This is a genomic window from Corynebacterium sp. FDAARGOS 1242 (assembly GCF_016889985.1).
Lineage (GTDB): Bacteria > Actinomycetota > Actinomycetes > Mycobacteriales > Mycobacteriaceae > Corynebacterium > Corynebacterium minutissimum_B.
In genome coordinates this window covers 1,972,925-1,997,310 of record NZ_CP069568.1, presented here as the reverse complement: position 1 = coordinate 1,997,310, position 24,386 = coordinate 1,972,925, and the positions used below count along the sequence as shown (strand labels likewise).

The following is a 24,386-nucleotide window of genomic DNA, read 5'->3' as shown; positions in this document are numbered from 1 at the left end:
CTTGTGAATGATAGAGAAATTACGGCTACCGGCATTTATGCCGGCTATAAAGACGGGGAAGACATCCTGTCCGGCGTTGACCTGGTAGCCCGCCCGGGAGAAATCACCACGCTCATTGGGCCTAACGGCTGCGGAAAGTCCACGTTGCTGAAGACCTTGTCTAAGATTCTTCGCCCGCGGCAGGGACGTGTGCATATCGGCGAGATGGACGTGCACGCCATGAGCGCGAAGGAAGCAGCTACCCACGTGGCCCTTCTCCCGCAGCAGCCGACGGCGCCGGACGGGCTGCGGGTGGGCGAGCTCGTCGCGCGTGGGCGCTACCCGCACCTGGGCCGCGGTAGGGGCCTGTCCGCGGAGGACCGCGACATCATCGCGCAGGCCTGCGTGGAGACCGGTATTACTGACTTCATCGATCGGGATATCGCGGCGCTTTCGGGTGGGCAACGCCAGCGGGTATGGCTCGCGCTTGCCTTGGCTCAGGACACGCCAGTGCTGCTTCTCGACGAACCCACCACCTTCCTCGATCCAGCCCACGCCATCAGCGTGTTGGAGCTTGTGCGTGCACAAGCAGACGCCGGGAAAACGGTGGTCGTTGTGCTGCACGATCTCATGTTGGCCGGCCAGTACTCCGACACCATGGTGGTCATGAACAACGGCGAGGTCATCGCGCAGGGAAGTCCCCGGCAGGCGTTGACGAAAGAAGTGCTGGCAGCCGCCTATGGCATCGACGTCGAGATCTGGGATGACCCGCGAAGCGACGCCCCCGTCATCGTTCCGCGTGGGGTGCTCGGCACGTCAGCATCCCCATAAAGAAACCCCAGTGGAAAGCCCACAGGGGAGCGATTTGGAGTTTCGGCAGGACGGGTTGTAAAGTACCTAGCGAAGTTTGAACGGCCTGATGAGGCCGAGTCAAAGTTCACCGAAGACCGTCGGTCATCCGGGAGTCCGGATCGAAGGTTCCTCATCCTAGAGGACGGCCCACGCAGGAGACACTTTGCGATTAATCGCGGCATTCTCTTATGCCGCGCGCCCTGTGCTCTTGCACGGGGCTTTTGTTATTTCGGTTGTCCATTGGGCAAGCGGAGTAGGGAAGGCCCCGGCGGAAAACACAAGAGATGTTTCGAAAGGAGGCGAAGTAGAAAATGGCAAACCCGAAGAACACCGCAGACCTGGCAAAGCTGAAGGAGAAGCTCGATGGCGCTAACTCCATCGTGCTGACCGAGTACCGTGGCCTGACCGTGGGTCAGCTCCAGGAGCTGCGTAACAACCTCGGCTTTGACGTTGAGTACTCCGTCGCCAAGAACACCCTCTTCAAGATCGCTGCCAACGAAGCTGGCATCGAGGGTCTTGACGAGCACCTGACTGGCCCGACCGCTATCGCGTTCATCAAGGGCGAGGCAGTGGATGCCGCTAAGGTCATCAAGAAGTTTGCTGATGACAACAAGGCATTCGTCGTCAAGGGTGGCTACATGGACGGCAACATCCTGTCTGCCGACCAGGTTGCAGCCATCGCTGAGCTGGACAACCGCGAGACCACTCTCGCCAAGCTGGCTGGCGCCATGAAGGGTTCTATGGCAAAGGCTGCTGCCGTATTCAACGCTCCTGCTACCAAGATGGTCCGCACCGCTGCGGCCCTGCAGGACAAGAAGGCTGCAGAAGCTTAAGACGCCAATTACAGGCGCACAACTTAAACACACACACTTTTATCTGGCCGCCTAGGGTGGCTAGGAACACTGAGAAAGGATGCCAATCATGGCTAAGCTCACCAAGGACGAGCTCATTGAAGCTTTCAAGGAAATGACCCTCATCGAGCTCTCCGAGTTCGTTAAGGAATTCGAGGAGGTCTTCGACGTTGAGGCCGCTGCTCCGGTTGCTGCCGTTGCTGCTGGTGCCCCGGCTGCCGGCGGTGCCGCTGAGGAAGAGAAGACCGAGTTCGACGTCGTTCTGACCGACGCTGGCGCTAAGAAGATCGGCGTTATTAAGGCTGTCCGCGAGATCGTCTCCGGCCTGGGCCTGAAGGAAGCCAAGGAAATGGTTGAGGGTGCTCCGAAGGCTATCCTCGAGGGCGCTTCCAAGGATGACGCTGAGGCTGCTAAGGCTAAGCTCGAAGAGGCTGGCGCTTCCGTCGAGCTCAAGTAATTCACCTGAATTACTAAAGCTTTCCCGCGCAGCACATTCGCTGCGCGCCAACAACCCCGTTCCGCATGTGCGCGGTGCGGGGTTGTTCCCGTTTTGTCGGGACCCGGGATTCTAGACATTTCGTGTCAGATCTTGACACTAGGGTCAAAAAGAGACACTATTGGGGTGTGCAATTTCGGCGAAGAAGTCTCGAGCGGTTCCATCAGGATGGTGTGCCGCCGCGATATATTCCATCGGAATTGCGTTCGGTAGTGCGCCGTAAGTTACTTATGATTGGGCGGTCTGTAAATGTCACGGACCTTCGGATTCCACCAGCAAACCGGTTGGAGCGGCTCAAGGGTGACCTAGAGGGCTACTACTCAATTCGCGTCAACTCGCAGTGGCGCATCATATTCAAGTGGACACCCGAAGGAGCTGTTGACGTTGACTTTGTCGACTACCACTGACGTGCATACTCATGTTGATGTTGTTCCCGTTCCGCATCCTGGAGAAATTCTTCTCCTAGAATTCCTCAAACCCTGCGGTATCACCCAGTATCGCCTGGCTAGTGATATTGACACTACCCGTTCCCAAGTCTCCAAAATTACCCGTGGCGCGCTCGGTATCAGTGCCGATATGGCTTTGCGTTTGTCGGCCTACTTTGGGAACTCCGCCGAGTTCTGGCTCGGGCTCCAAGAGGAATACGATCTCTGGAAAGCTCGCCAGACCACGGATGTCAGCGCTATCGTTCCGTGGAATCACAAAGAAGAAGCTGACTCTCGTTCGTAGAGTTCGCTCAATCGCACTCAAGGCGGGGTTGAGGTTGCCCTGCCGCGTCGGAGTAAACTCGCAAATCGCCCCCTAGCGCGAGTGTGTATTGGGCAAATGAATCGGTAGGATAAGCCACCATGCTGCCCAAGTCCCGCATCTTCTCCGTCCTCCTGCTCGGCCTCGGCGTTGCGCTGATCGCGGCCGGCCTGGCGGCGGCGAGCTTCTTGAGCTTTAGCCCGCGCCTGCCGCTGGACATCGAGGACACCACGTGGACGATGCAGGATGAGAACGCCACCGCGCAGGAGCTGTCCGCAGAGGGCGTGTCGCAGTACGAGGGGCCGATGACTTATCAGCTCAACCTGGACATCCAGGATCCGGTGGACAAGGAGATAGCAACGCTGCGAGTCGGCGAATCCGCCATCCGCGGTGGCACGGGCAACGTGGAAGACTTAAGCTTTGCACGCGTGTGGAACTATCCCGTCGACCGCCTCAGCGGTGAGGCGACGGGCCCCGCGGCGCTTTCCCACACCATGGGCTCGCCCACGGCGGAGGTTCCAGTCGAGGGCTACTGGCTGAAGCTGCCGGCTGACGCCGAGCAGACCACCTACCCGGTCTTCGATCCGGTGCTGCGCAAAGCAGCCGACGCCGTGTTCGAGGAGTCCCTCGACATCGACGGCCGCACGGTCTACCGCTACCACCAGGAGATTGAACCCACCAACGTGGCTACCCTTTATGCCGGGAACACGACCACCACGCTGAGCAATGAGGATGGCTCCACCGAGCAGGGCTACCTCTTCCACGCCGCAACGCGGGACCTCTTTGTTGACCAGGCCACTGGACTCGTCGTGGGTATGGACGTCGATATCAAGGACTACTGGGCAGACCGCGAGGGCAATGAGCGCGAGGTCCAGTTCGCGTTTCAGGGTGCCACCGATGAGGAGTCCCGCGCGGAGCTGCTCCAGCAGGCCGGGCGCTTCCCACGGAGTGCTGTGGGCCAGTGGGTGCGCTGGGGCGGCGTTGGAGTCGGTGCCGTTCTGGTGTTGCTTGGGGCGCTGGGCGCTTTCCGACGTCCCACCAACCGCCACTCCCGCTAGCCACTCGCGCTAGAGGCCCGCGCGTGCGGTTCTCCGTAGCGACACGCCGCGTGCGCGTTTCGCCTTTACAAGGCTGCCATTATGCTATAGGCTAATTCGTTGCGCTGGAATCTGGATCTTTAGTGCACATTTAGCCTTTCGAGCGGTGATGGCAAAACCGACTTGACAAGGTGATTTTGTGCATTCTAAACCCAGTCACTCCACAGCAGACCGAATGCTAAATCTACCAGCGGTTTTGCACCTCACCGGCCAGGGTGGGGCCGCAATCCGCCAGAGGTACTGGAAGGACCCATCTTGGCAGTCTCCCGCCAGACCAAGTCAGTGGCCAACATCCCTGGAGCCCCGAAGCGATACTCCTTCGCTAAAATCAGCGAGCCCATCGCTGTCCCGGGCCTCCTTGATCTACAACTCGATTCTTACGCGTGGCTCATCGGTACCCCCGAGTGGCGCGAACGCGAGCAGGCAGAGCGCGGCGAAAACGCACGCGTGACGAGCGGCCTCGAGGATATCCTCGAGGAGCTTTCTCCGATCCAGGATTACTCGGGCAACATGTCCCTGTCCCTGTCGGAGCCTCGCTTCGAACCGGTGAAGAACACCGTGGACGAGTGTAAAGAGAAGGACATCAACTACTCGGCGCCACTGTACGTCACCGCAGAATTTATTAATAACGATACCCAGGAGATTAAGTCCCAGACCGTCTTCATCGGTGATTTCCCGATGATGACCGATAAGGGCACCTTCATCGTCAACGGCACCGAGCGCGTTATCGTCTCGCAGCTCGTGCGTTCCCCGGGTGTCTACTTCGATCAGACTATCGATAAGTCCACCGAGCGTCCGCTGCACTCCGTGAAGGTTATTCCTTCCCGCGGTGCGTGGCTCGAGTTTGACGTCGATAAGCGCGACACCGTCGGCGTTCGTATCGACCGTAAGCGCCGCCAGCCGGTGACGGTTCTGCTCAAGGCCCTGGGATGGACCGAGGAGCAGATTAAGGAGCGCTTCGGCTTCTCCGAGCTCATGATGTCCACCCTCGAGTCCGATGGCGTGGCCAACACCGACGAGGCTCTCCTGGAGATCTACCGCAAGCAGCGCCCGGGCGAGCAGCCCACGCGCGACCTTGCGCAGGCACTGCTGGATAACTCCTTCTTCCGTGCCAAGCGCTACGACCTGGCCAAGGTGGGCCGCTACAAGGTCAACCGCAAGCTCGGCCTGGGCGGTGACCACGACGGTCTCATGACCCTGACCGAGGAAGACATCGCCGTCACCCTCGAATACCTCGTGCGCCTGCACGCAGGTGAGCGTGAGATGAAGGCCCCGAACGGCGAGATGATCTCCATCCACACCGACGACATCGACCACTTCGGTAACCGTCGTCTCCGCACCGTGGGCGAGCTCATCCAGAACCAGGTCCGCGTGGGCCTGTCCCGCATGGAGCGCGTCGTCCGCGAGCGCATGACCACCCAGGATGCAGAGTCGATTACCCCGACCTCCCTGATTAACGTCCGCCCGGTTTCTGCTGCCATTCGCGAGTTCTTCGGTACCTCCCAGCTCTCGCAGTTCATGGACCAGAACAACTCCCTGTCTGGCCTGACCCACAAGCGCCGTCTGTCCGCGCTGGGCCCGGGTGGTCTGTCCCGTGAGCGCGCCGGCATTGAGGTGCGAGACGTCCACGCGTCGCACTACGGCCGTATGTGCCCGATTGAGACCCCTGAGGGTCCGAACATTGGTCTGATCGGTTCGCTGGCTTCGTATGCTCGCGTGAACGCCTTCGGCTTCATCGAGACCCCGTACCGCAAGGTTGTGGACGGCAAGGTCACCGACCAGGTCGAGTACCTCACCGCTGACGAAGAGGATCGCTACGCTATCGCCCAGGCCGAGGTAGAGAAGGATGCCGACGGCACCCTGACTGCCGACCGTATCGAGGTTCGCCTCAAGGACGGCGATATCGGCGTGACCGATGCCTCCGGTGTCGACTACGTTGACGTCTCCCCGCGTCAGATGGTTTCCGTGGCAACCGCCATGATTCCGTTCCTCGAGCACGACGATGCTAACCGTGCCCTCATGGGCGCGAACATGCAGCGACAGGCCGTGCCGCTGGTGCGCTCCGAGGCCCCGTACGTGGGCACCGGTATGGAGCAGCGCGCTGCTTACGACGCCGGTGACCTCATCATCACCCCGAAGGCGGGCGTGGTGGAAAACGTCACCGCGGACCTCATCACCATCATGGATGACGAGGGCCAGCGTGATACCTACATGCTGCGCAAGTTCGAGCGCACCAACCAGAACACCAACTACAACCAGACCCCGCTGGTGTCCCTGGGTGACCGCGTGGAGGCAGGCCAGGTGCTTGCCGACGGCCCCGGTACCCACAACGGTGAGATGTCCCTCGGCCGCAACCTGCTGGTTGCCTTCATGCCGTGGGAAGGCCACAACTACGAGGACGCCATCATCCTCAACCAGCGCATCGTGGAGGAAGACATCCTCACCTCGATTCACATCGAGGAGCACGAGATTGACGCTCGCGATACCAAGCTGGGCCCGGAGGAGATTACCCGCGAGATCCCGAACGTCTCCGATGACGTTCTGCGTGACCTCGACGAGCGCGGCATCGTCCGCATTGGTGCCGACGTCCGCGCCGGCGACATCCTGGTAGGTAAGGTCACCCCGAAGGGTGAGACCGAGCTGACCCCGGAGGAGCGTCTGCTGCGCGCCATCTTCGGCGAGAAGGCCCGCGAGGTACGCGATACCTCCATGAAGGTGCCGCACGGTGAGACCGGTAAGGTCATCGGCGTCTCCCGCTTCTCCCGCGAGGATGACGACGACCTGGCTCCGGGCGTCAACGAGATGATCCGCGTCTACGTGGCTCAGAAGCGCAAGATCCAGGACGGCGATAAGCTCGCCGGCCGCCACGGCAACAAGGGTGTTGTGGGCAAGATCCTCCCGCCGGAGGATATGCCGTTCATGGAGGATGGCACCCCGGTCGACATCATCCTCAACACCCACGGCGTGCCGCGTCGTATGAACATCGGCCAGGTTCTCGAGGTTCACCTCGGCTGGCTGGCGCACGCTGGTTGGAAGATCGATACCGAGGACCCAGCCAACGCCGACTTGCTGAAGAAGCTGCCGGAAGAGCTGTACGACGTCCCGCCGGAGTCGCTCACCGCAACCCCGGTCTTCGACGGCGCTACCAACGAAGAGATCTCCCGCCTGCTGGCTTCCTCCAAGCCGAACCGCGATGGTGACGTCATGGTGGATGAGCACGGTAAGGCCCGCCTCTTCGACGGCCGTTCCGGCGAGCCGTACATGTACCCGGTGTCCGTCGGCTACATGTACATGCTCAAGCTGCACCACTTGGTTGACGAGAAGATTCACGCTCGTTCCACCGGTCCGTACTCCATGATTACCCAGCAGCCGCTGGGTGGTAAGGCACAGTTCGGTGGCCAGCGCTTCGGTGAGATGGAGGTGTGGGCAATGCAGGCATACGGTGCTGCCTACACCCTGCAGGAGCTCCTGACCATCAAATCCGATGACGTCGTCGGCCGTGTCAAGGTCTACGAGGCAATCGTTAAGGGCGATAACATCCCGGATCCGGGTATCCCGGAGTCCTTCAAGGTCCTCCTCAAGGAGCTGCAGTCCCTGTGCCTCAACGTGGAAGTTCTCTCCACCGATGGCACCCCGATGGAACTGTCCGGCTCCGATGACGACGAGTTGGATGGCGCACCGTCCCTGGGCATTAACCTGTCCCGCGACGAGCGCTCCGACGCTGACATCGCCTAATAGCTGCCTAATTACTGTCTAGTTGCTTGGTCCGCCCCACATGGAGGGCGGGCATAGAAAATTACTAACTCATAAAAGCCATCAACTTCCCCCGCCACGGGGGATGAAAGGGAGACATTACGTGTTTGACGTAAATCTCTTCGACGAGCTCCGTATCGGTCTGGCCACCGCCGATGACATCCGCCGCTGGTCCAAGGGCGAAGTCAAGAAGCCCGAGACCATTAACTACCGAACCCTCAAGCCGGAGAAGGACGGCCTCTTCTGCGAGCGCATCTTCGGCCCTACCCGCGACTGGGAGTGCTCCTGCGGTAAGTACAAGCGTGTCCGCTACAAGGGCATCATCTGTGAGCGCTGTGGCGTCGAGGTGACCAAGTCCAAGGTGCGTCGTGAGCGCATGGGCCACATTGAACTGGCCGCGCCGGTTACCCACATCTGGTACTTCAAGGGCGTTCCTTCCCGCCTGGGCTACCTGCTGGACCTGGCTCCGAAGGACCTTGAGCGCATCATTTACTTCGCTGCCAACATCATCACCTCTGTGGACGAGGAAGCTCGCCACAATGACCAGTCCACTCTGGAAGCAGAAATGCTGCTGGAGAAGAAGGACGTGGAGGATGACGTCGAGGCAGAGATCGCTGAGCGCGCTGCCAAGCTCGAGCAGGATCTGGCTGAGCTGGAGGCCGCCGGCGCTAAGGCCGACGCCCGCCGCAAGGTTCAGAGCGCCGCCGACAAGGAGATGCAGCACATCCGCGAGCGCGGTGAGCGCGAGGTTGCTCGCCTCGACGAAATCTGGAACACCTTCATCAAGCTGGCTCCGAAGCAGATGATCATCGATGAGACCATCTACGAAGAGCTGGTTGACCGCTACGAGGATTACTTCACCGGCGGCATGGGTGCTGAGGCTATCCAGACCCTCATCCGCAACTTTGACCTCGAGGCTGAGGCTGAGGTTCTCAAGGAGATCATCAACAACGGCAAGGGCCAGAAGAAGATGCGTGCCCTCAAGCGCCTCAAGGTCGTCGCGGCCTTCCTGCGCTCGGGCAACGACCCAGCCGGTATGGTGCTCGACGCTATCCCGGTCATCCCGCCGGAGCTGCGCCCGATGGTGCAGCTGGATGGTGGCCGCTTCGCCACCTCCGACCTCAATGACCTCTACCGTCGCGTCATCAACCGCAACAACCGCCTCAAGCGCATGATCGACCTCGGCGCGCCTGAGATCATCGTGAACAACGAGAAGCGCATGTTGCAGGAGTCCGTCGACGCCCTCTTCGACAACGGCCGCCGCGGCCGTCCGGTCACTGGCCCGGGCAACCGCCCGCTGAAGTCCCTGTCTGACCTGCTCAAAGGTAAGCAGGGCCGCTTCCGCCAGAACCTGTTGGGTAAGCGCGTGGACTACTCCGGCCGTTCCGTGATTATCGTTGGTCCGCAGCTCAAGCTGCACGAGTGTGGTCTGCCGAAGCTCATGGCACTGGAGCTGTTCAAGCCCTTCGTCATGAAGCGTCTGGTGGAAAACGACTACGCCCAGAACATCAAGTCCGCCAAGCGCATGGTGGAGCGTCAGCGCCCTGAGGTGTGGGACGTCCTCGAAGAGGCCATTTCTGAGCATCCGGTGATGCTGAACCGTGCACCGACTCTGCACCGCCTGGGTATCCAGGCCTTCGAGCCGAAGCTCGTGGAGGGTAAGGCCATCCAGCTGCACCCGCTGGCTTGTGAGGCCTTCAACGCCGACTTCGACGGTGACCAGATGGCAGTCCACCTGCCGCTGTCCGCCGAGGCTCAGGCTGAGGCCCGCGTTCTTATGCTGGCCTCCAACAACATTCTGTCCCCGGCGTCCGGTAAGCCGCTGGCTATGCCGCGCCTGGATATGGTTACCGGCCTCTACTACCTCACCATGGACAAGGGCGAGGACGAGATCGGTGGCGCGGGACGCTACCGTGAAGCTACCGAAGACCAGCCTGCACAGGGCGTCTACTCCTCCTACGCGGAGGCCATCATGGCTCGCGACCGCGGCGTGCTGGGCCTGCAGGCCCCGATCAAGGTGCGCATCTCGCACCTGCGCCCGCCGGCAGATATTGAGGCCGAGCACTTCCCGGACGGTTGGCAGAAGGGCCAGGCCTGGATGGCGGAGACCACCCTGGGCCGCATCATGTTCAACGACCTGCTGCCATGGAACTACCCGTACCTTGAGGGCGTCATGGTCCGTAAGGGCGGCGCCGGCAACAAGATGCTGCTCGGTGACGTCATTAATGACCTCGCCGCGAAGTACCCGATGATCACCGTTGCCCAGGTTCTGGACAAGATGAAGGACGCTGGCTTCTACTGGGCCACCCGCTCCGGCGTGACCATCACTATGGACGACGTTCTGGTTCTCCCGAACAAGCACGAGGTGCTTGAGTCCTACGAGAAGGAAGCAGAGCGCATCGAGCGTAAGTACTGGGAGCAGGGTGCTCTTACCGAGCGCGAGCGCTACGACCGCCTCGTTGAGCTGTGGAAGGACGCTACCGATACCGTCGGTGAGGCCGTCGAGAACATGTACCCGGATGACAACCCGATTCCGATGATCGTGAAGTCCGGTGCTGCCGGTAACATGCGTCAGATCTGGACCCTGGCCGGTATGAAGGGCATGGTTGTGAACTCCAAGGGTGACTACATCACCCGTCCGATTAAGACCTCCTTCCGTGAGGGCCTGTCGGTTCTGGAGTACTTCAACAACTCCCACGGTTCCCGTAAGGGCCTGGCGGATACCGCCCTGCGTACCGCCGACTCCGGTTACCTCACCCGTCGTCTCGTGGACGTGGCACAGGATGTCATCGTCCGCGAGGAAGACTGTGGCACCCGTCAGGGCGTGCGCGTCCCGCTCGGCGTCGAGATCGCCGAAGGTTCCTACGACCTGCACGAGCTGTGGGAGACCTCCGCGTCCGGCCGCGTCGTGGCTAACGACGTCAAGGATGAAAACGGCGAGGTTATCGCTGAAGCCGGCGCCGATCTGACTGAGGAGCTCAGCCGCAAGATCGTCAACGCTGGCGTTCTGGAAATCAAGGTCCGCTCCGTGCTGACCTGCCAGACCCCGGCTGGTGTCTGTGCCAAGTGCTACGGCAAGTCCATGGCCTCCGGCCAGCTCGTCGACATCGGCGAGGCCGTCGGAATCGTGGCTGCACAGTCCATTGGTGAGCCGGGTACCCAGCTGACCATGCGTACCTTCCACCAGGGTGGTGTCGGTGGCGATATTACCGGCGGTCTGCCGCGTGTTCAGGAGCTATTCGAGGCCCGCAACCCGAAGAACCGCGCGCCGATCGCTTCTGTCGACGGCACCGTGTCCCTGTCGGACGAGGGCAACTTCTGGACCCTGACCATCACCCCGGATGATGGCTCTGACAATGTGGTCTATGAGAAGCTGTCCAAGCGTCAGGGTCTGGCTCAGGTCCGCCGCCCGATGGAGTCCAACCCGGATGCCATGATTGAGCGCTCCCTGCGCGATGGCGACCACGTGGAGACCGGTGACCGCCTCATGCGCGGTGCTGCTGACCCGCACGACGTGCTGGAGGTCCTCGGCCGCCGCGGTGTGGAGAAGCACCTCATCGACGAAGTCCAGGCCGTCTACCGTGCACAGGGTGTGGCTATCCACGATAAGCACATCGAGATCATCATCCGTCAGATGCTGCGTCGCGGTACCGTCATCGACGCTGGTACCACCGACCTGCTGCCGGGTAACCTCATTGACCTCTCTGAGGCCAAGCAGGTCAACGCCGCACAGGTTGCTGAGGGTGGTCAGCCGGCTCAGCTGCGCAGTGAGATCATGGGTATCACCAAGGCCTCGCTGGCTACGGAGTCCTGGCTGTCTGCGGCTTCCTTCCAGGAGACCACGCGTGTGCTTACCGACGCCGCTATTAACAAGCGCTCGGATCAGCTCATCGGTCTCAAGGAGAACGTCATCATCGGTAAGCTGATCCCGGCCGGTACCGGTATTTCCCGCTACCGCAACATCAGCGTCAAGCCGACTGAGGCCGCACGCAATGCTGCGTACTCCATCCCGACTTATGGTGATTCCATCTACGGCGACGATGGCTTCGGTGAGTTCACCGGCGCTTCCGTGCCGCTGGAGGAGGATTACACCTACTAAGGCTTCGATTCTGAAGTTCCGCTAAGGACCCGATTCCCCACCTGCCACAGTGCAGCAGGTGGGGAATCGGGTCTTTTACCATCAGCGAGCATGGGCGAGTTGTTCGTTCGGCTAGTTCTTATTTCTTCTTAAGGAAGATTTCCACCCTTTCGGGCTGAGCTTCCTCAATTTCGCGGGTTAACGGTGTTAAGTTGCGCTTGAACGCCCATCTCATTAACCTGAGCGAAGGATAAGGTAATAGTCATTTTGTTCATACAGAGAGTTGGCTGCGCACACGACCGCACTAGCATCTCTATCCAGGCTTGGGGGCTCGCGATGAAGCTTTTCCTTTCCTTAAGCAGTAGGCGAGAGTCCCCTTGGGGGTCGGTGCACTAAGGGCCGGCCTCAGTGTGCCCCGCCGTGGAGGTCAGAGACCACGGCGGGGCACTGCGCAGTTTTACGGGGCCGCAGGGGCTGGGCCGTGCCATTGCGCAAGGCTGTTAAGGAGGATCTCGTCAGAAGCGCGCTTGGCCTCACGGTTGGCCTCCACGGTACCGCCCATCATGACCTCCCAGGAGGGGCCGACGAGCTCATCAATGTTCTCGTGAAAAAGGTGGCCGGCGCCCTCGTAGATGTGAGGTTCAAGGTCGTCGTTCTGCTCGTTCAGAGCCTTGGCGGCGACATCGGCTTGCCACATTGCGTCCTCCGTCCCGGCGAAGAGGAGTCCATGACCATCGAACTGGCTGAGGTCAATGACGGTTTCTGGGTCGGCAGCGGCGGCGATGGCTTCATAGCCAGCGCGATAGGACACCGGCAGACCAAGGGCCAAGCGTGTCATGAGTTTGCCAAACTCGGCTCCCTGCTCAGCGGCAAATTTGCCAAACTCGGCTCCCTGCTCAGCAGCAAAGGGGACGGGTTCGCCCTTCCATGTAAAGCTGCTCCGTGTGCCGGTATCACGCTGGTAGTTGAGGTTGCCGTACGTGTGATCCGCAGGGGTGTAGAGCACAATGTTGCTGATCTCTGGGTAACGAGCCGCCAAGTTTGCAGTGAGCTCCGCGCCCTTTGAGGTGCCGATGACGGTCAGCGGTTGAACACCATTGCCCTTCTCGTTGGCATAGGCAATGACCTCATCAAAGAATTCGAGTGGGACTTCATCAATAAATTCCTTTTGGCCGGGTTGTCCAAAGAAGTAGAGGTCGAGCACATCGTAGCCGTTATCGCGGAGGAGTTGAGCCTGTTCCACGTTGGCGCCGCCGTCGGAGCCACCGAAGACGACGACCGTGCCGGGGTGGGCGTCACCGAGCGGCGAGAGGTGGAACCCCTTCATGTAGTCGCCGTTGATTTTCTCCACGCCGTTCTCGCTGAGAATTCGATCATCCCCGCCCTCGGGGTTTTCGGGGATTGCATAACGATTGGTGTTGATGGAACGGGCAATCCATACACCCGCGATCAGGAGGACCAAGCACAGGAGAATAATCCCTAAGATCGTGAGAATAGCTTTGATAGATCGCATGGCGGATGTCTCCTTTATTTCCTGATGTGATGTGCGCCGCTACCTCCATTGTATTGCGTGGGAGTGCTGAAGGTGCTGGATGTGCCCTTATCGGGACTGCTTGCTAAGCTGTCACTGCTTTTAAGCTTTCTGTGGCAGCACTGTGAAGAGCTCGCCGCTTTCAACTGCACATCGTCACGGGTGCTTCCTGTCTGCATGCTGCTTCGCAGCGCCCGGGAGGAGGCTGAGATGCCGCCGAGGTAGCGGCGAACCGTTGAACCTGATCCGGGTAATGCCGGCGAGAGGGAGGAAAAATGAATTCTGTATCCACGTCCGGTGCAGGTGTTTCTGGCGCTGCACCGCGGAGCCTGAACTGGCGCATCGTGGACATCGTGGTGGCATCCGTATTGGGTGTGGCCTGTGGTTTCGTGTTCCTGGTGTGGAACACGGTGGGCTATGCCTGGTTCCAAGCCATGGATGCGCTCACGCCGGGACTTGGTGGTATTGCCACGGGTATCTGGCTGATTGGTGGTGTCATCGGCGGGCTTGTGATCCGCAAGCCGGGTGCAGCACTCTACGTGGAGCTGATAGCTGCCATCGTGTCCACCTTGCTGGGCTCGCAGTGGAGTATTAGTACTGTCTACTCAGGTATCGCGCAGGGCATTGGCGTGGAGATCGTCCTCGCCATCTTCCTCTACCGCCGCTTTGGTCTGGGCGTTGCCATGCTCGGTGGCATGGCAGCCGGTTGGGGCGCATTTGTGCTCGAGCTTTTCACCTCCGGAAACCTGGGCAAGACCCTGCAGTTCAACATCATCTACTTCGTCACACTGAGTATCTCCGGTGCTATTTTGGCCGGTGCGGTGGGCTACTTCGTGGTGAAAGCCCTGGCTAAGACCGGTGCTCTTGATCGCTTCGCGGTTGGCCGCGAACAGCATTCCGCCTAGTTGCTGAGTGCTGGTGAGGTTATTTTCGCAGCATGAGTGAGATAGGTGCCGTAGGCGCGGGCGCCACGAAGGTGACTGCCCGCGGCTATGGCTGGACCCACGCGGGCCGCGCCGCGGCAGCCCTAGCGGATATTGACTTTGTCATTGAACCGGGGGAGAAGGTGCTGCTGTGCGGCGATTCCGGTTCGGGCAAATCCACGCTGTTGGCTGCCATTGCTGGCGTGCTCGGTGGAGATGATGAAGGAACTCGTGTGGGGGAGATTCTTCTCGAGGGTGCTGATGGAAATGTTGAGCAGCCCGGCCGGAGCATCCCGGTGGGTTTGGTGCTCCAAGACCCGGATTCCCAGGTGATTGCTGCGCGGGTGGGCGATGACGTGGCTTTTGGCTGCGAGAATCTGGCTTATCCCCGCGAGGAGATCTGGCAGCGCGCGATTGCCGCGCTGGAGATGGTGGGGCCTTATGTTGACCTTAGCTTTCCCACCGAGCAGCTTTCTGGCGGGCAGAAGCAGCGCCTCGCATTGGCAGGTGTCATTGCGATGGGCGCGGGCGTTGTGCTTCTCGACGAGCCCACGGCGAACCTGGACCCAGAAGGCGCCCGCGATGTCATCGAAGCCGTGTCCACTATGGTGGAACGCACTGGCGCTACCCTCATCGTGGTCGAGCACCAGCACGCGGCGTGGAAAGGCGTGCTGGACCGAGCTATTGAGCTCAAGGACGGGCGCATCGTGGCGGATGGGCCGCTTGACAGCGTCGTGGCGAACCGTACCGTGGCTGACCTGCCGGAGGCGAGGGGCGTCGCCAAGCACAGCGAACCCGCCCTGTGGAGTACTGATCTGGTCACGCGCTTCGGCCCACCACGTAGTTTTGAGCTGCCTCGCGGGGCGTCAACGGTGATCACGGGTCCGAATGGTGCGGGTAAGACTACCTGGATGATGACCGTGGCAGGGCTCCTTCCTGCGGAGTCGGGTGAGATTGGTGTTGCGGATTTCGTGCGGCGCGGGCTGAAAGGCTCGCCGCTGGAGTGGAAGTCCCGGGAGCTGGCTGACCGCATCGGTTTCGTCTTCCAGAACCCCGAGCACCAGTTCGTCGCCCGCACTGTGGCTGAGGAGCTGCGCGTGGGGCCGAAAGTTATGCGTCGTGAAGTCCCCGAGGCGCACATTGCCGAGCTTGTCGACGCCCTCCGCTTAGGCCACCTCCTCAACGCCAACCCATTCACGTTGTCGGGAGGGGAGAAGCGCCGTCTGTCCGTAGCTACGGCACTGGTGAGTGCGCCGGAGGTGCTGCTGCTCGACGAACCCACCTTCGGCCAAGATCCCCACACCTTCAGCGAGCTGGTGTGGCTATTGCGACGCATGGCCGATGAGGGAACGACGATTGCCTCCGTGACGCATGACCCGCTCTTTATTTCCGCCTTGGGTGATCACCGCGTGGAGGTGACTCGTGCCTAATCTTTCTTCGTCTCGTCCCTCCTCGGTGAGTACACAGGGCGCGCCCTCCGCCGGCCTCTTGAGCGGAGTTAATCCGCTGACCCGTATCTTCCTCATGTTCGTGTGGGTAACCCCCTTGTTGCTCTCCGTGGACGTGGTGTCCGGGGGAGTATCACTAGCGCTGACCATGCTCCTTGCCCCGCTGTGTGGGGTGTCGTGGCTGCGCATGCTGAAGGCGGGCTGGTTCCTTTTCCTTATCGCTCCGATATCTGGCATTTCCATGCTGCTCTATGGTGCCCCGGGTGGGCGCGAATACTTTACGCTGTGGCTTATTACGGTGAGTGATAACTCGATTGAGCTCGCCATCGCCATTACCCTGCGAGTATTTGCGGTAGCGCTGCCCATGGTGGTGCTCGCCCGCGCTATCGATCCCACTGAGCTGGGGGATGCCCTTTCGCAGATTCTCAAACTTCCGTCCCGCTTCGTCATTGGTGCCGTGGCCGGTGTGCGCATGATGACGCTGTTTAAGTCGGATTGGCAGTTCCTCGCCATGGCGCGGCGCGCGCGTGGGCTTACCGACGAAGGCCGAGTCAAGCATCTCATCACCATGTCCTTCGGGTTGCTTGTTCTTGCCTTGCGCCGCGGCGGCAAGCTTGCCACGGCGATGGAGGCGCGCGGATTCGGCCGTACTCCGCCCGGAGGTGGCCAGCGCACATGGGCCCGCCCTTCGCGTCTTGTGCAACGAGACTGGCTGGTGATGGCCGCGGGTGTGATCCTCGCTGCACTTCCGGTGGTAGTTTCGGTGCTAAGTGGTTCGTGGAGGTTCTTCGGTCTCTAAAGCCTCCACGGCACCGAGACTGCACACGCAAACCCAGAAGTGGTGAAAAGAAAACTCATGCAGGAGACACAGGACGTCCAGGACGTTGACTACAACAGCCAGATGGAACGGCTCTTGGAGGACGTGGTCAAGCTCTCAGCTTCCCGCAAGCGCCCGCTCAAGCCAGTAACCGTGCTTATCGACGGCCCCTCGGGCGCCGGCAAAACGTGGACCTCAGTGGCCTTGGCTGAGCGTACTGGCTGGCGCGTGGTCCACCTCGACGAGTTTTATCCCGGCTGGCGTGGACTTGAAGCAGGCTCCGTCATGGTTGCCGAACAGGTTCTGCGCGAGAACAATCCGGGCTACTGGCGCTGGGATTGGGACACGAATGCGCCGAAGGATTGGGCTAGCCTTGATGCACGCGATGACCTCATCGTGGAAGGCGTTGGTTCCGTCACCGCAGAGAATATTGCAGCCGCGAAAGAGCGCGGATCCGTCGTGACCGTGCGCATCGATGGGCCGCGCGAGCAGCGCCGCAAGCGTGCCCTGGAGCGCGACCCGGCTTATGAGGAATGGTTTGAAACCTGGGAGAACCAGGAGAAGAACTACTTCGCCGACATTGCGGTGGATGCCGACCTCACCTGGGAGTGGACGTAGCCAAAAAGGGGGATTTTGGCAGATCAGGGGGCTGGTGGTAATCTAACCGACGGTTTCATCTTTGTCTGAGATGAAAAGTCTGATCAGTTTCTCGGCCACATACGGTCGAGGGAAGTTCTGGACATGCGGAAGGGCCCCGGAGAAGAGCCCCTATTTTTGCATGTTTGACTCACCTTCCTTGATCAGTTGAAGCCGAAGTCATACAGAAAGACTAGATTTATGCCAACTATTCAGCAGCTGGTCCGCAAGGGCCGCCACAGCAAGAAGGCCGAGGTCGCTACGGCAGCCCTCAAGGGTTCCCCGCAGCGTCGCGGCGTGTGCACTCGTGTGTACACCACCACCCCGAAGAAGCCGAACTCCGCTCTCCGTAAGGTTGCTCGTGTTCGTCTGACCTCCGGTATCGAGGTTTCCGCCTACATTCCGGGCGAGGGCCACAACCTGCAGGAGCACTCCATGGTGCTCGTCCGCGGTGGTCGTGTGAAGGACCTCCCGGGTGTTCGCTACAAGATTATCCGTGGCGCACTGGATACCCAGGGCGTGAAGGACCGTAAGCAGGCTCGTTCCCGCTACGGCGCAAAGAAGGGACAGTAATCAACAATGCGTAAGAATGCTGCACCGAAGCGTCCTGTAGTCAAGGACCCGGTTTACAACTCCGAGCAGGTCACCATGCTGGTGAACAAGATCCTCAAGGACGGCAAGAAGTCCACCGCTGAGCGCATCGTGTACGGCGCTCTCGAGGCTTGCCGCGAGAAGACCGGTACCGACCCGGTCGGCACCCTGGAGAAGGCTCTGGGCAACATTCGCCCGGACCTCGAGGTTCGCTCCCGCCGTGTGGGTGGCGCTACCTACCAGGTCCCGGTTGAGGTTAAGCCGGCTCGTTCCAACACCCTGGCACTGCGTTGGTTGGTGACCTTCACCCGCCAGCGTCGTGAGAACACCATGATCGAGCGTCTCGCTAACGAGATTCTGGACGCATCCAACGGCCTGGGTGCTTCCGTTAAGCGTCGTGAGGATACTCACAAGATGGCTGAGGCTAACCGCGCCTTCGCCCACTACCGCTGGTAATTCCTGCGGAATACTGTTGCCACATGGCTTCCTGACCCGAACAACGACATCATTGTTTACCTGCGCTGATAGCGTGAGGGACGTCCTTGAAGAATGGACCCCGCCACGCGCACAGTGCAGAACACAACTTTAATAGCGTTGTTCGGGTCATTTTTGTGTACTGGGCAGATGTATGCCCTGCGTGCACAGTCAAAAACGTCATGCAGTAACATGCACAGCGGGACAGTGGCAGCCCATATGTGAGGTGCCCTGAGTTCCTCACGCTGCCGCGCTAGCCTAGACGTGGCAAAATAGATCAAGACCTATCCATGAAGACGTCTTTGTAATGTGAGTCAGTGCCGAGCTGGCTCCGGCGTCGACGACAATTAAGTTGGGGTATAAACCGTGGCACAACAAGTGCTTAAGGATCTGAACAAGGTCCGCAACATCGGCATCATGGCTCACATCGATGCCGGTAAGACCACCACGACCGAGCGCATTCTCTTCTACACCGGTATCAACCGTAAGGTCGGCGAGACCCACGACGGTGCTTCCACCACTGACTGGATGGAGCAGGAGAAAGAACGCGGCATTACCATTACGTCCGCTGCTGTGACCTGTTTCTGGGATAACAACCAGATCAACATCATTGACACCCCGGGCCACGTGGACTTCACCGTTGAGGTTGAGCGCTCCCTGCGTGTTCTCGATGGCGCCATTGCCGTCTTCGACGGTAAAGAGGGCGTTGAGCCGCAGTCTGAGCAGGTGTGGCGTCAGGCTGCTAAGTACGACGTGCCCCGTATTTGCTTCATCAACAAGATGGACAAGATGGGTGCGGACTTCTACTTCACCGTTGACACCATCATCGAGCGCCTCGGTGCCAAGCCGCTGGTTCTGCAGCTTCCAATCGGCGCAGAGGATGACTTCGACGGCGTCGTCGACCTCATCGACATGAAGGCCATCACCTGGCGCGGCAAGGTCGAAACCGGTACCGAGGGCACCATCGAGGAGATCCCGGCTGACCTCCAGGAGAAGGCTGAGGAGTACCGCGAGAAGCTGCTCGAGTCCGTCGCTGAGTCCGACGAAGAGCTCATGGAGAAGTACTTCGGTGGCGAGGAGCTCACCAAGGAAGAAATCCAGGGCGCCATCCGCAAGATGACCGTCAGCTCTGAGGTCTTCCCGGTCATGTGTGGTACCGCCTACCGCAACAAGGGCATCCAGCCACTGCTTGACGCTGTCGTGGCTTACCTGCCGAACCCGCTCGACATCGGCGAGATCCAGGGCCACGCTGTCGGTAACGAGGATGAGGTCATCACTCGTAAGCCGTCCGTAGAGTCCCCGTTCTCCGCTCTTGCCTTCAAGATTGCTGCTCACCCGTTCTTCGGCCAGCTGACCTTTACCCGCGTGTACTCTGGCCAGGTTGTTCCGGGTACCGAGGTTATGAACTCCACCAAGGGTAAGAAGGAGCGCATCGGTAAGCTCTTCCAGATGCACGCCAACAAGGAGAACCCGGTTGAGCAGGCAGATGCCGGTAACATCTACGCCGTCATTGGTCTGAAGGAAACCACCACCGGTGACACCCTCTGTGACAAGGATGACCAGATCATCCTCGAGTCCATGGACTTCCCAGACCCGGTTATCAAGGTCTCCATCGAGCCGAAGACCAAGGCCGACCAGGAGAAGCTGGGTACCGCTATTCAGAAGCTCGCTGCTGAGGACCCGACCTTCACCGTTGAGCTCGACGAAGAGACCGGCCAGACCGTTATCGGCGGTATGGGCGAGCTCCACCTCGACGTTCTGGTTGACCGCATGAAGCGCGAATTCAAGGTTGAGGCGAACATCGGTAACCCACAGGTTGCTTACCGCGAGACCATCCGCAAGAAGGTCGAGTCCCTGGACTACACCCACAAGAAGCAGACCGGTGGTTCCGGCCAGTTCGCAAAGGTCATCGTTACCATCGAACCGTACAACCCGGAGCCGGAGGAGCTGGAAGAGGGCGAGTCCGCAACCTACAAGTTCGAGAACGCCGTCACCGGTGGCCGCGTGCCGAAGGAGTACATCCCGTCCGTCGATGCTGGTATCCAGGATGCTATGCAGTACGGCTACCTCGCCGGCTTCCCGCTGGTGAACATCAAGGCCACCCTTGAGGATGGCGCGTACCACGACGTTGACTCCTCTGAGATGGCCTTCAAGCTTGCTGGCTCCCAGGTCCTCAAGGAGGCCGTTGCCAAGGCAAAGCCGGTTCTGCTGGAGCCGGTCATGGCCGTCGAGGTTGTTACCCCGGAGGAGTACATGGGTACCGTGAACGGTGACATTTCCTCCCGCCGTGGCCAGGTCTTCGCTATGGAGGACCGCTCTGGTGCCAAGGTGGTTAAGGCTAAGGTGCCGCTGTCCGAGATGTTCGGCTACATTGGTGACCTGCGTTCTTCCACCGCTGGCCGTGCAAACTTCACCATGGTCTTCGATTCCTACGCTGAGGTTCCGTCCTCCGTGGCCCAGGAGATCATCGAAGAGCGCACCGGCACCAAGGCCTAAGCGGCCCCGCCGTTTAGCCCGCAAAGCGGGGCTGGTAATCTTCGCCAGTAGACCGCCAGCTCCCTGCGCTGGGGGTAGCGGTCGGCTGAACGCGCAGGCACATGTGTGCGTGTTGAGCCGGCCGTTACCCTCCCAGGATCCTTTAAATTGATTCTTGTCGAGGGTCAACGACCGCACGTTATGCGCGGGGTTACCTCCTATTGAGGCAGTTTGAAAAAACTGCGGCATAAATCTAGGATCGTGTAACTGGCACGTAAAGAAAGCGTCATTAGCGCTTATGGGCTTCGGCTCGAAGTGCCAATGGCAATACAAACCACGTGGCTGCGAAATACGTAGCCGCCATAGAGTCCAGGAGGACAAACAGTGGCAAAGGAGAAGTTCGAGCGTACGAAGCCGCATGTGAACATCGGCACCATCGGACACGTCGACCACGGCAAGACCACCACCACCGCAGCGATCACCAAGGTTCTGGCTGACGCTTACCCGGAGGAGAACACCGCTTTCGCCTTCGACATGATCGATAAGGCTCCGGAGGAGAAGGAGCGCGGTATTACCATCAACATCTCCCACGTTGAGTACTCCACCCCGAAGCGCCACTACGCACACGTGGACGCCCCGGGCCACGCCGACTACATCAAGAACATGATTACCGGTGCTGCTCAGATGGACGGCGCTATCCTGGTTGTTGCTGCAACCGATGGCCCGATGCCGCAGACCCGCGAGCACGTTCTTCTGGCCCGCCAGGTTGGCGTTCCGTACATCCTCGTTGCACTGAACAAGTGTGACATGGTTGACGATGAGGAAATCATCGAGCTCGTTGAGATGGAGATCCGTGAGCTGCTCGCTGAGCAGGACTACGACGAGGACGCTCCGATCGTTCACATCTCCGCTCTGAAGGCTCTTGAGGGCGACGAGAAGTGGGCACAGTCCATCGTTGACCTGATGCAGGCTTGCGATGACTCCATCCCGGATCCGGAGCGCGAGCTTGACAAGCCGTTCCTGATGCCGATCGAGGACATCTTCACCATTACCGGCCGCGGTACCGTTGTTACCGGCCGTGTTGAGCGTGGCTCCCTGAACGTTAACGAGGACATCGAGATCATCGGTATCAAGGACAAGTCCATGTCCACCACCGTTACCGGTATCGAGATGTTCCGCAAGATGATGGACTACACCGAGGCTGGCGACAACTGTGGTCTGCTTCTGCGTGGTACCAAGCGTGAAGAGGTTGAGCGTGGCCAGGTGTGCATCAAGCCGGGCGCTTACACCCCGCACACCAAGTTCGAGGGTTCCGTCTACGTCCTGAAGAAGGAAGAGGGCGGCCGCCACACCCCGTTCATGGACAACTACCGTCCGCAGTTCTACTTCCGCACCACCGACGTTACCGGCGTCATCAAGCTGCCGGAGGGCACCGAGATGGTCATGCCGGGCGACAACGTTGAGATGTCCGTCGAGCTGATCCAGCCGGTCGCTATGGACGAGGGCCTGCGCTTCGCTATCCGCGAGGGCTCCCGTACCGTCGGCGCTGGCCGCGTTACCAAGATCCTCGACTAATTCTCAGTGATTAGCGGGATGTTGTAACATCCTGAAGCCGCTCAATCCCAGTAGGGATTGGGCGGCTTTTGTGATCGGGGGGAGACTAGGCTGGGGAGTCATGTTTGATCCGACTCGTATCGATCGCACTCTCGCTGCTCTTCGCGCCGCCTGGGAGGGCCAACCGGACCTGCCCCTGGGCACGCTTTTCGGCATGCTTGCAGCGGAAGGCTATGGCTGGGGCGTGTCCGACGAGGATCTCACGCGGCGTCTGGAGGCGATGGCCCAGGTCCATCCCCCGCTCCTGCCGCTTTCCGACGCCGCCCTCATCACCCACGGCCTCTGGCTCACCGTCACCGAAACTCACCGCGTGACGCTCTCACCTGGATCCTCATCGGAGACGTCCCACGCTGTAGTTCGCCCCATTCCAAAGGAAGGGGTGAAGGGACAGCCAGTCGCGTGGTCAGTGTCCGCTTTACGGCCCGTCGGCCCGGGCCGCCCCTTAGTCATTGCCGACAGCGAAGGTTTCGAGCACCGCTTCGGTATCGTTCACTCGGTTACCCGGCTGAAGGAAGATAGGCGCTCGTTGGACGGTCTCAAACGTCGCAGCGTCGGCGACCGCGTATGGTTCATCCGGACCGCAGCCGAGACCATCATCCTTGACCACGGTCTCCATGTCATCGAACGTAAGAATCGCGAGCTCGCACGCGCCGACTTCTCCTGGGACCGTATCGAGAAGTGCGAGCCCGGCTCACCACTCGGCGTTCACCTATCCCGCGGCACACAGCACTCATTTGGCGTCGTCGAGGACATCATTCTCGTCGAAAGCGAGCCGTGGTCTCCGTCCTAGATGCCGAGGATCGCCGGTGTGCCCGCTGACCGTGGTGTGGTTGGCGGGTTTCAGCGTTGCGGCGCGGGTGCGAAGCTTCAGCTCGCACCCGGCGGGTCGGGTGGTTGGATTGTTCCTGGCGGCGGGTCGGGTGGTTGCCCTGTTGTTTGTTCGGCGGTGAGTCTGGCTATGGCTTCTTGGTATTCGGGCATGGCGGTAATCGGTACACCCCAGGGCGGGATGTAGCTCACCCCGGTATTCAGCCGGAACATGTAACCGCGCCCGGTGGGCCGTTTCGGGTCATCGTCGTTAATGCCGTTGTGGTAGGCGCATAGGAAGGTGAGGTTTTTAATGTTGGTAAAACCTCCTGCTTGCCAGGGGATGAGGTGGTGGACTTCGCAGTAGTCAGCTGGTTTGTTGCAGCCGGGCCTAGAGCAGGTTTGGAATTCAGCAGCCAGGCTGATGCGTTGTTTCCAGCTGGCATGCCGCTTAATCCTATAAGAGTTAATGGGCCCTTCAAGGGGGTGGATGATGGTGGCGTAGCCAATCTCGGCAAACTTATAGGCTAAGAAGTCTGCGCCTGTCATGCGTGCGCCGTTGGTGAGGTTAAGTTCGATTTCCTCCCCATCACCGTTAATAATTTGGTCGAGTTCGTTGAGGGTGACTACGACTTGGGCATGTACGGCAGGTTTGGTGCCGATACCGCCGGTGACAATGACGGTGCGGGCAGCCTCAAGTAGGTTTGTTTTATTAACGGATTCTAGCGTTCCGCGGATATCAGCGATGACGGTGGGGGTGTCGGTGATGGTGATGGAGTTCGGTCCTTTAGACCGGTAGGTGAAGCGTACTCCGGGTTTAGCTACCCGTTTGGCACGAAGCTCCTTTAAACGCTTGGTGGCGACGTGGCGGATTTTGTGGGCGGGGGTGCCGGCAAGCTTGATGCGTAGGTTCCACGCGTCGAGGTCTTTGGTGACTTTGGAGGTGTAGGACTCAATCAGGGTAAGAACGCTAAGGCTATGTTGTTGTGCCACTGCGGCGGCACGGGCTTTGCGTTGTTTGCCGGTAAAGCGAGTCTGCCCGAAGTAGGTGCGGTGAAGGTGGGCAAGTTCAGTAGCGTCATTGGCGTCGGCGCCGAGTGTGCGGAGCTCATCGGGTGAGCCTGTTGCTTGTTCCACTAGCGCGATCCCCGAGTTGCGGTAGTGGAAGTAGGTTTCTAATACCCCCATGGCCACGAAGCTTAAAACAGGCCCAAAGG

Annotated in this window: 19 protein-coding genes and 1 riboswitch; of the genes, 17 read left to right on the top strand and 2 right to left on the bottom strand. The window is 60.1% G+C overall.

The genetic code is table 11. The features are described 5' to 3' along the window. Window positions 1-3 precede the first annotated feature (3 nt). The 8 genes from I6J72_RS09535 to I6J72_RS09500 all read left to right on the top strand — a co-directional run bounded on the left by I6J72_RS09535 (window position 4) and on the right by I6J72_RS09500 (window position 11,874). Window positions 4-810, top strand: a complete 807-nt coding sequence (locus tag I6J72_RS09535; RefSeq protein ID WP_204099008.1) for an ABC transporter ATP-binding protein — start codon at window positions 4-6, stop codon at window positions 808-810. Between the two features lie 332 nt (window positions 811-1,142). Next, a complete protein-coding gene (gene rplJ, locus I6J72_RS09530) occupies window positions 1,143-1,664 on the top strand; it encodes a 50S ribosomal protein L10 (RefSeq protein WP_039673585.1) in 522 nt (173 codons plus the stop codon). Window positions 1,665-1,752: 88 nt separating this feature from the next. Further along, on the top strand, window positions 1,753-2,139 hold the full coding sequence (gene rplL, locus I6J72_RS09525; RefSeq protein WP_039673587.1) for a 50S ribosomal protein L7/L12: 387 nt from the start codon (window positions 1,753-1,755) through the stop codon (window positions 2,137-2,139). Window positions 2,140-2,204: 65 nt separating this feature from the next. Then, window positions 2,205-2,585: a type II toxin-antitoxin system RelE/ParE family toxin gene (locus I6J72_RS09520; RefSeq protein WP_239107309.1), complete on the top strand. Its 381-nt coding sequence runs from the start codon at window positions 2,205-2,207 to the stop codon at window positions 2,583-2,585. Then, entirely contained in the window at window positions 2,563-2,907 is a 345-nt protein-coding gene (locus tag I6J72_RS09515) for a HigA family addiction module antitoxin (protein ID WP_239107307.1), read from the top strand. Before I6J72_RS09520 ends, I6J72_RS09515 begins: the two co-directional genes overlap by 23 nt. A gap of 119 nt (window positions 2,908-3,026) precedes the next feature. Continuing rightward, window positions 3,027-3,983, top strand: a complete 957-nt coding sequence (locus I6J72_RS09510; protein WP_204099005.1) for a DUF3068 domain-containing protein — start codon at window positions 3,027-3,029, stop codon at window positions 3,981-3,983. A gap of 294 nt (window positions 3,984-4,277) precedes the next feature. Further along, complete coding sequence (locus I6J72_RS09505; RefSeq protein ID WP_204099004.1) at window positions 4,278-7,757, top strand: DNA-directed RNA polymerase subunit beta; 3,480 nt, start codon at window positions 4,278-4,280, stop codon at window positions 7,755-7,757. 121 nt (window positions 7,758-7,878) lie between these two features. Next, a complete protein-coding gene (locus I6J72_RS09500) occupies window positions 7,879-11,874 on the top strand; it encodes a DNA-directed RNA polymerase subunit beta' (protein WP_204099003.1) in 3,996 nt (1,331 codons plus the stop codon). A 436-nt stretch (window positions 11,875-12,310) separates the two neighbouring features. Here I6J72_RS09500 and I6J72_RS09495 read toward each other — a convergent pair whose 3' ends face one another. Next, window positions 12,311-13,366 carry an acyl-CoA thioester hydrolase/BAAT C-terminal domain-containing protein gene (locus tag I6J72_RS09495; protein WP_204099002.1) on the bottom strand — a complete coding sequence of 352 codons (1,056 nt, stop codon included), beginning with the start codon at window positions 13,364-13,366 and terminating at the stop codon, window positions 12,311-12,313. Window positions 13,367-13,532: 166 nt separating this feature from the next. Then, a riboswitch (TPP riboswitch) is annotated at window positions 13,533-13,671 on the top strand. Between I6J72_RS09495 and I6J72_RS09490 the strand changes: the two genes are divergently transcribed. From I6J72_RS09490 to I6J72_RS09450, 9 genes are all read left to right on the top strand, one after another. Then, on the top strand, window positions 13,660-14,289 hold the full coding sequence (locus I6J72_RS09490) for an ECF transporter S component (RefSeq protein WP_204099001.1): 630 nt from the start codon (window positions 13,660-13,662) through the stop codon (window positions 14,287-14,289). Its footprint overlaps the riboswitch before it by 12 nt. Window positions 14,290-14,321: 32 nt before the next feature. Beyond that, a complete protein-coding gene (locus I6J72_RS09485) occupies window positions 14,322-15,737 on the top strand; it encodes an ABC transporter ATP-binding protein (protein WP_204099000.1) in 1,416 nt (471 codons plus the stop codon). Between the two features lie 94 nt (window positions 15,738-15,831). Further along, a complete protein-coding gene (locus I6J72_RS09480; protein WP_204100495.1) occupies window positions 15,832-16,554 on the top strand; it encodes an energy-coupling factor transporter transmembrane protein EcfT in 723 nt (240 codons plus the stop codon). 57 nt (window positions 16,555-16,611) lie between these two features. Continuing rightward, the gene (locus I6J72_RS09475; RefSeq protein WP_204098999.1) at window positions 16,612-17,190 is read left to right on the top strand and encodes an isopentenyl transferase family protein; all 579 of its coding nucleotides are present in this window, start codon (window positions 16,612-16,614) and stop codon (window positions 17,188-17,190) included. A gap of 219 nt (window positions 17,191-17,409) precedes the next feature. Then, window positions 17,410-17,781, top strand: a complete 372-nt coding sequence (rpsL, locus tag I6J72_RS09470; protein ID WP_039673673.1) for a 30S ribosomal protein S12 — start codon at window positions 17,410-17,412, stop codon at window positions 17,779-17,781. A 6-nt stretch (window positions 17,782-17,787) separates the two neighbouring features. Next, on the top strand, window positions 17,788-18,255 hold the full coding sequence (gene rpsG, locus I6J72_RS09465) for a 30S ribosomal protein S7 (RefSeq protein ID WP_039673675.1): 468 nt from the start codon (window positions 17,788-17,790) through the stop codon (window positions 18,253-18,255). Window positions 18,256-18,639: 384 nt separating this feature from the next. Further along, window positions 18,640-20,769, top strand: a complete 2,130-nt coding sequence (fusA, locus tag I6J72_RS09460) for an elongation factor G (protein WP_115021145.1) — start codon at window positions 18,640-18,642, stop codon at window positions 20,767-20,769. Window positions 20,770-21,132: 363 nt separating this feature from the next. Next, window positions 21,133-22,323 (top strand): elongation factor Tu, encoded by a 1,191-nt coding sequence (tuf, locus tag I6J72_RS09455; RefSeq protein ID WP_115021146.1) that lies wholly within the window; start codon window positions 21,133-21,135, stop codon window positions 22,321-22,323. 100 nt (window positions 22,324-22,423) lie between these two features. Then, entirely contained in the window at window positions 22,424-23,152 is a 729-nt protein-coding gene (locus I6J72_RS09450) for a hypothetical protein (protein WP_204098998.1), read from the top strand. Between the two features lie 77 nt (window positions 23,153-23,229). On the opposite strand, the gene I6J72_RS09445 is transcribed toward I6J72_RS09450, so the two are convergent. Further along, window positions 23,230-24,357, bottom strand: coding sequence for an HNH endonuclease signature motif containing protein (locus tag I6J72_RS09445; protein WP_204098997.1), 1,128 nt, complete (start codon window positions 24,355-24,357; stop codon window positions 23,230-23,232). Between the last annotated feature and the right edge of the window lie 29 nt (window positions 24,358-24,386).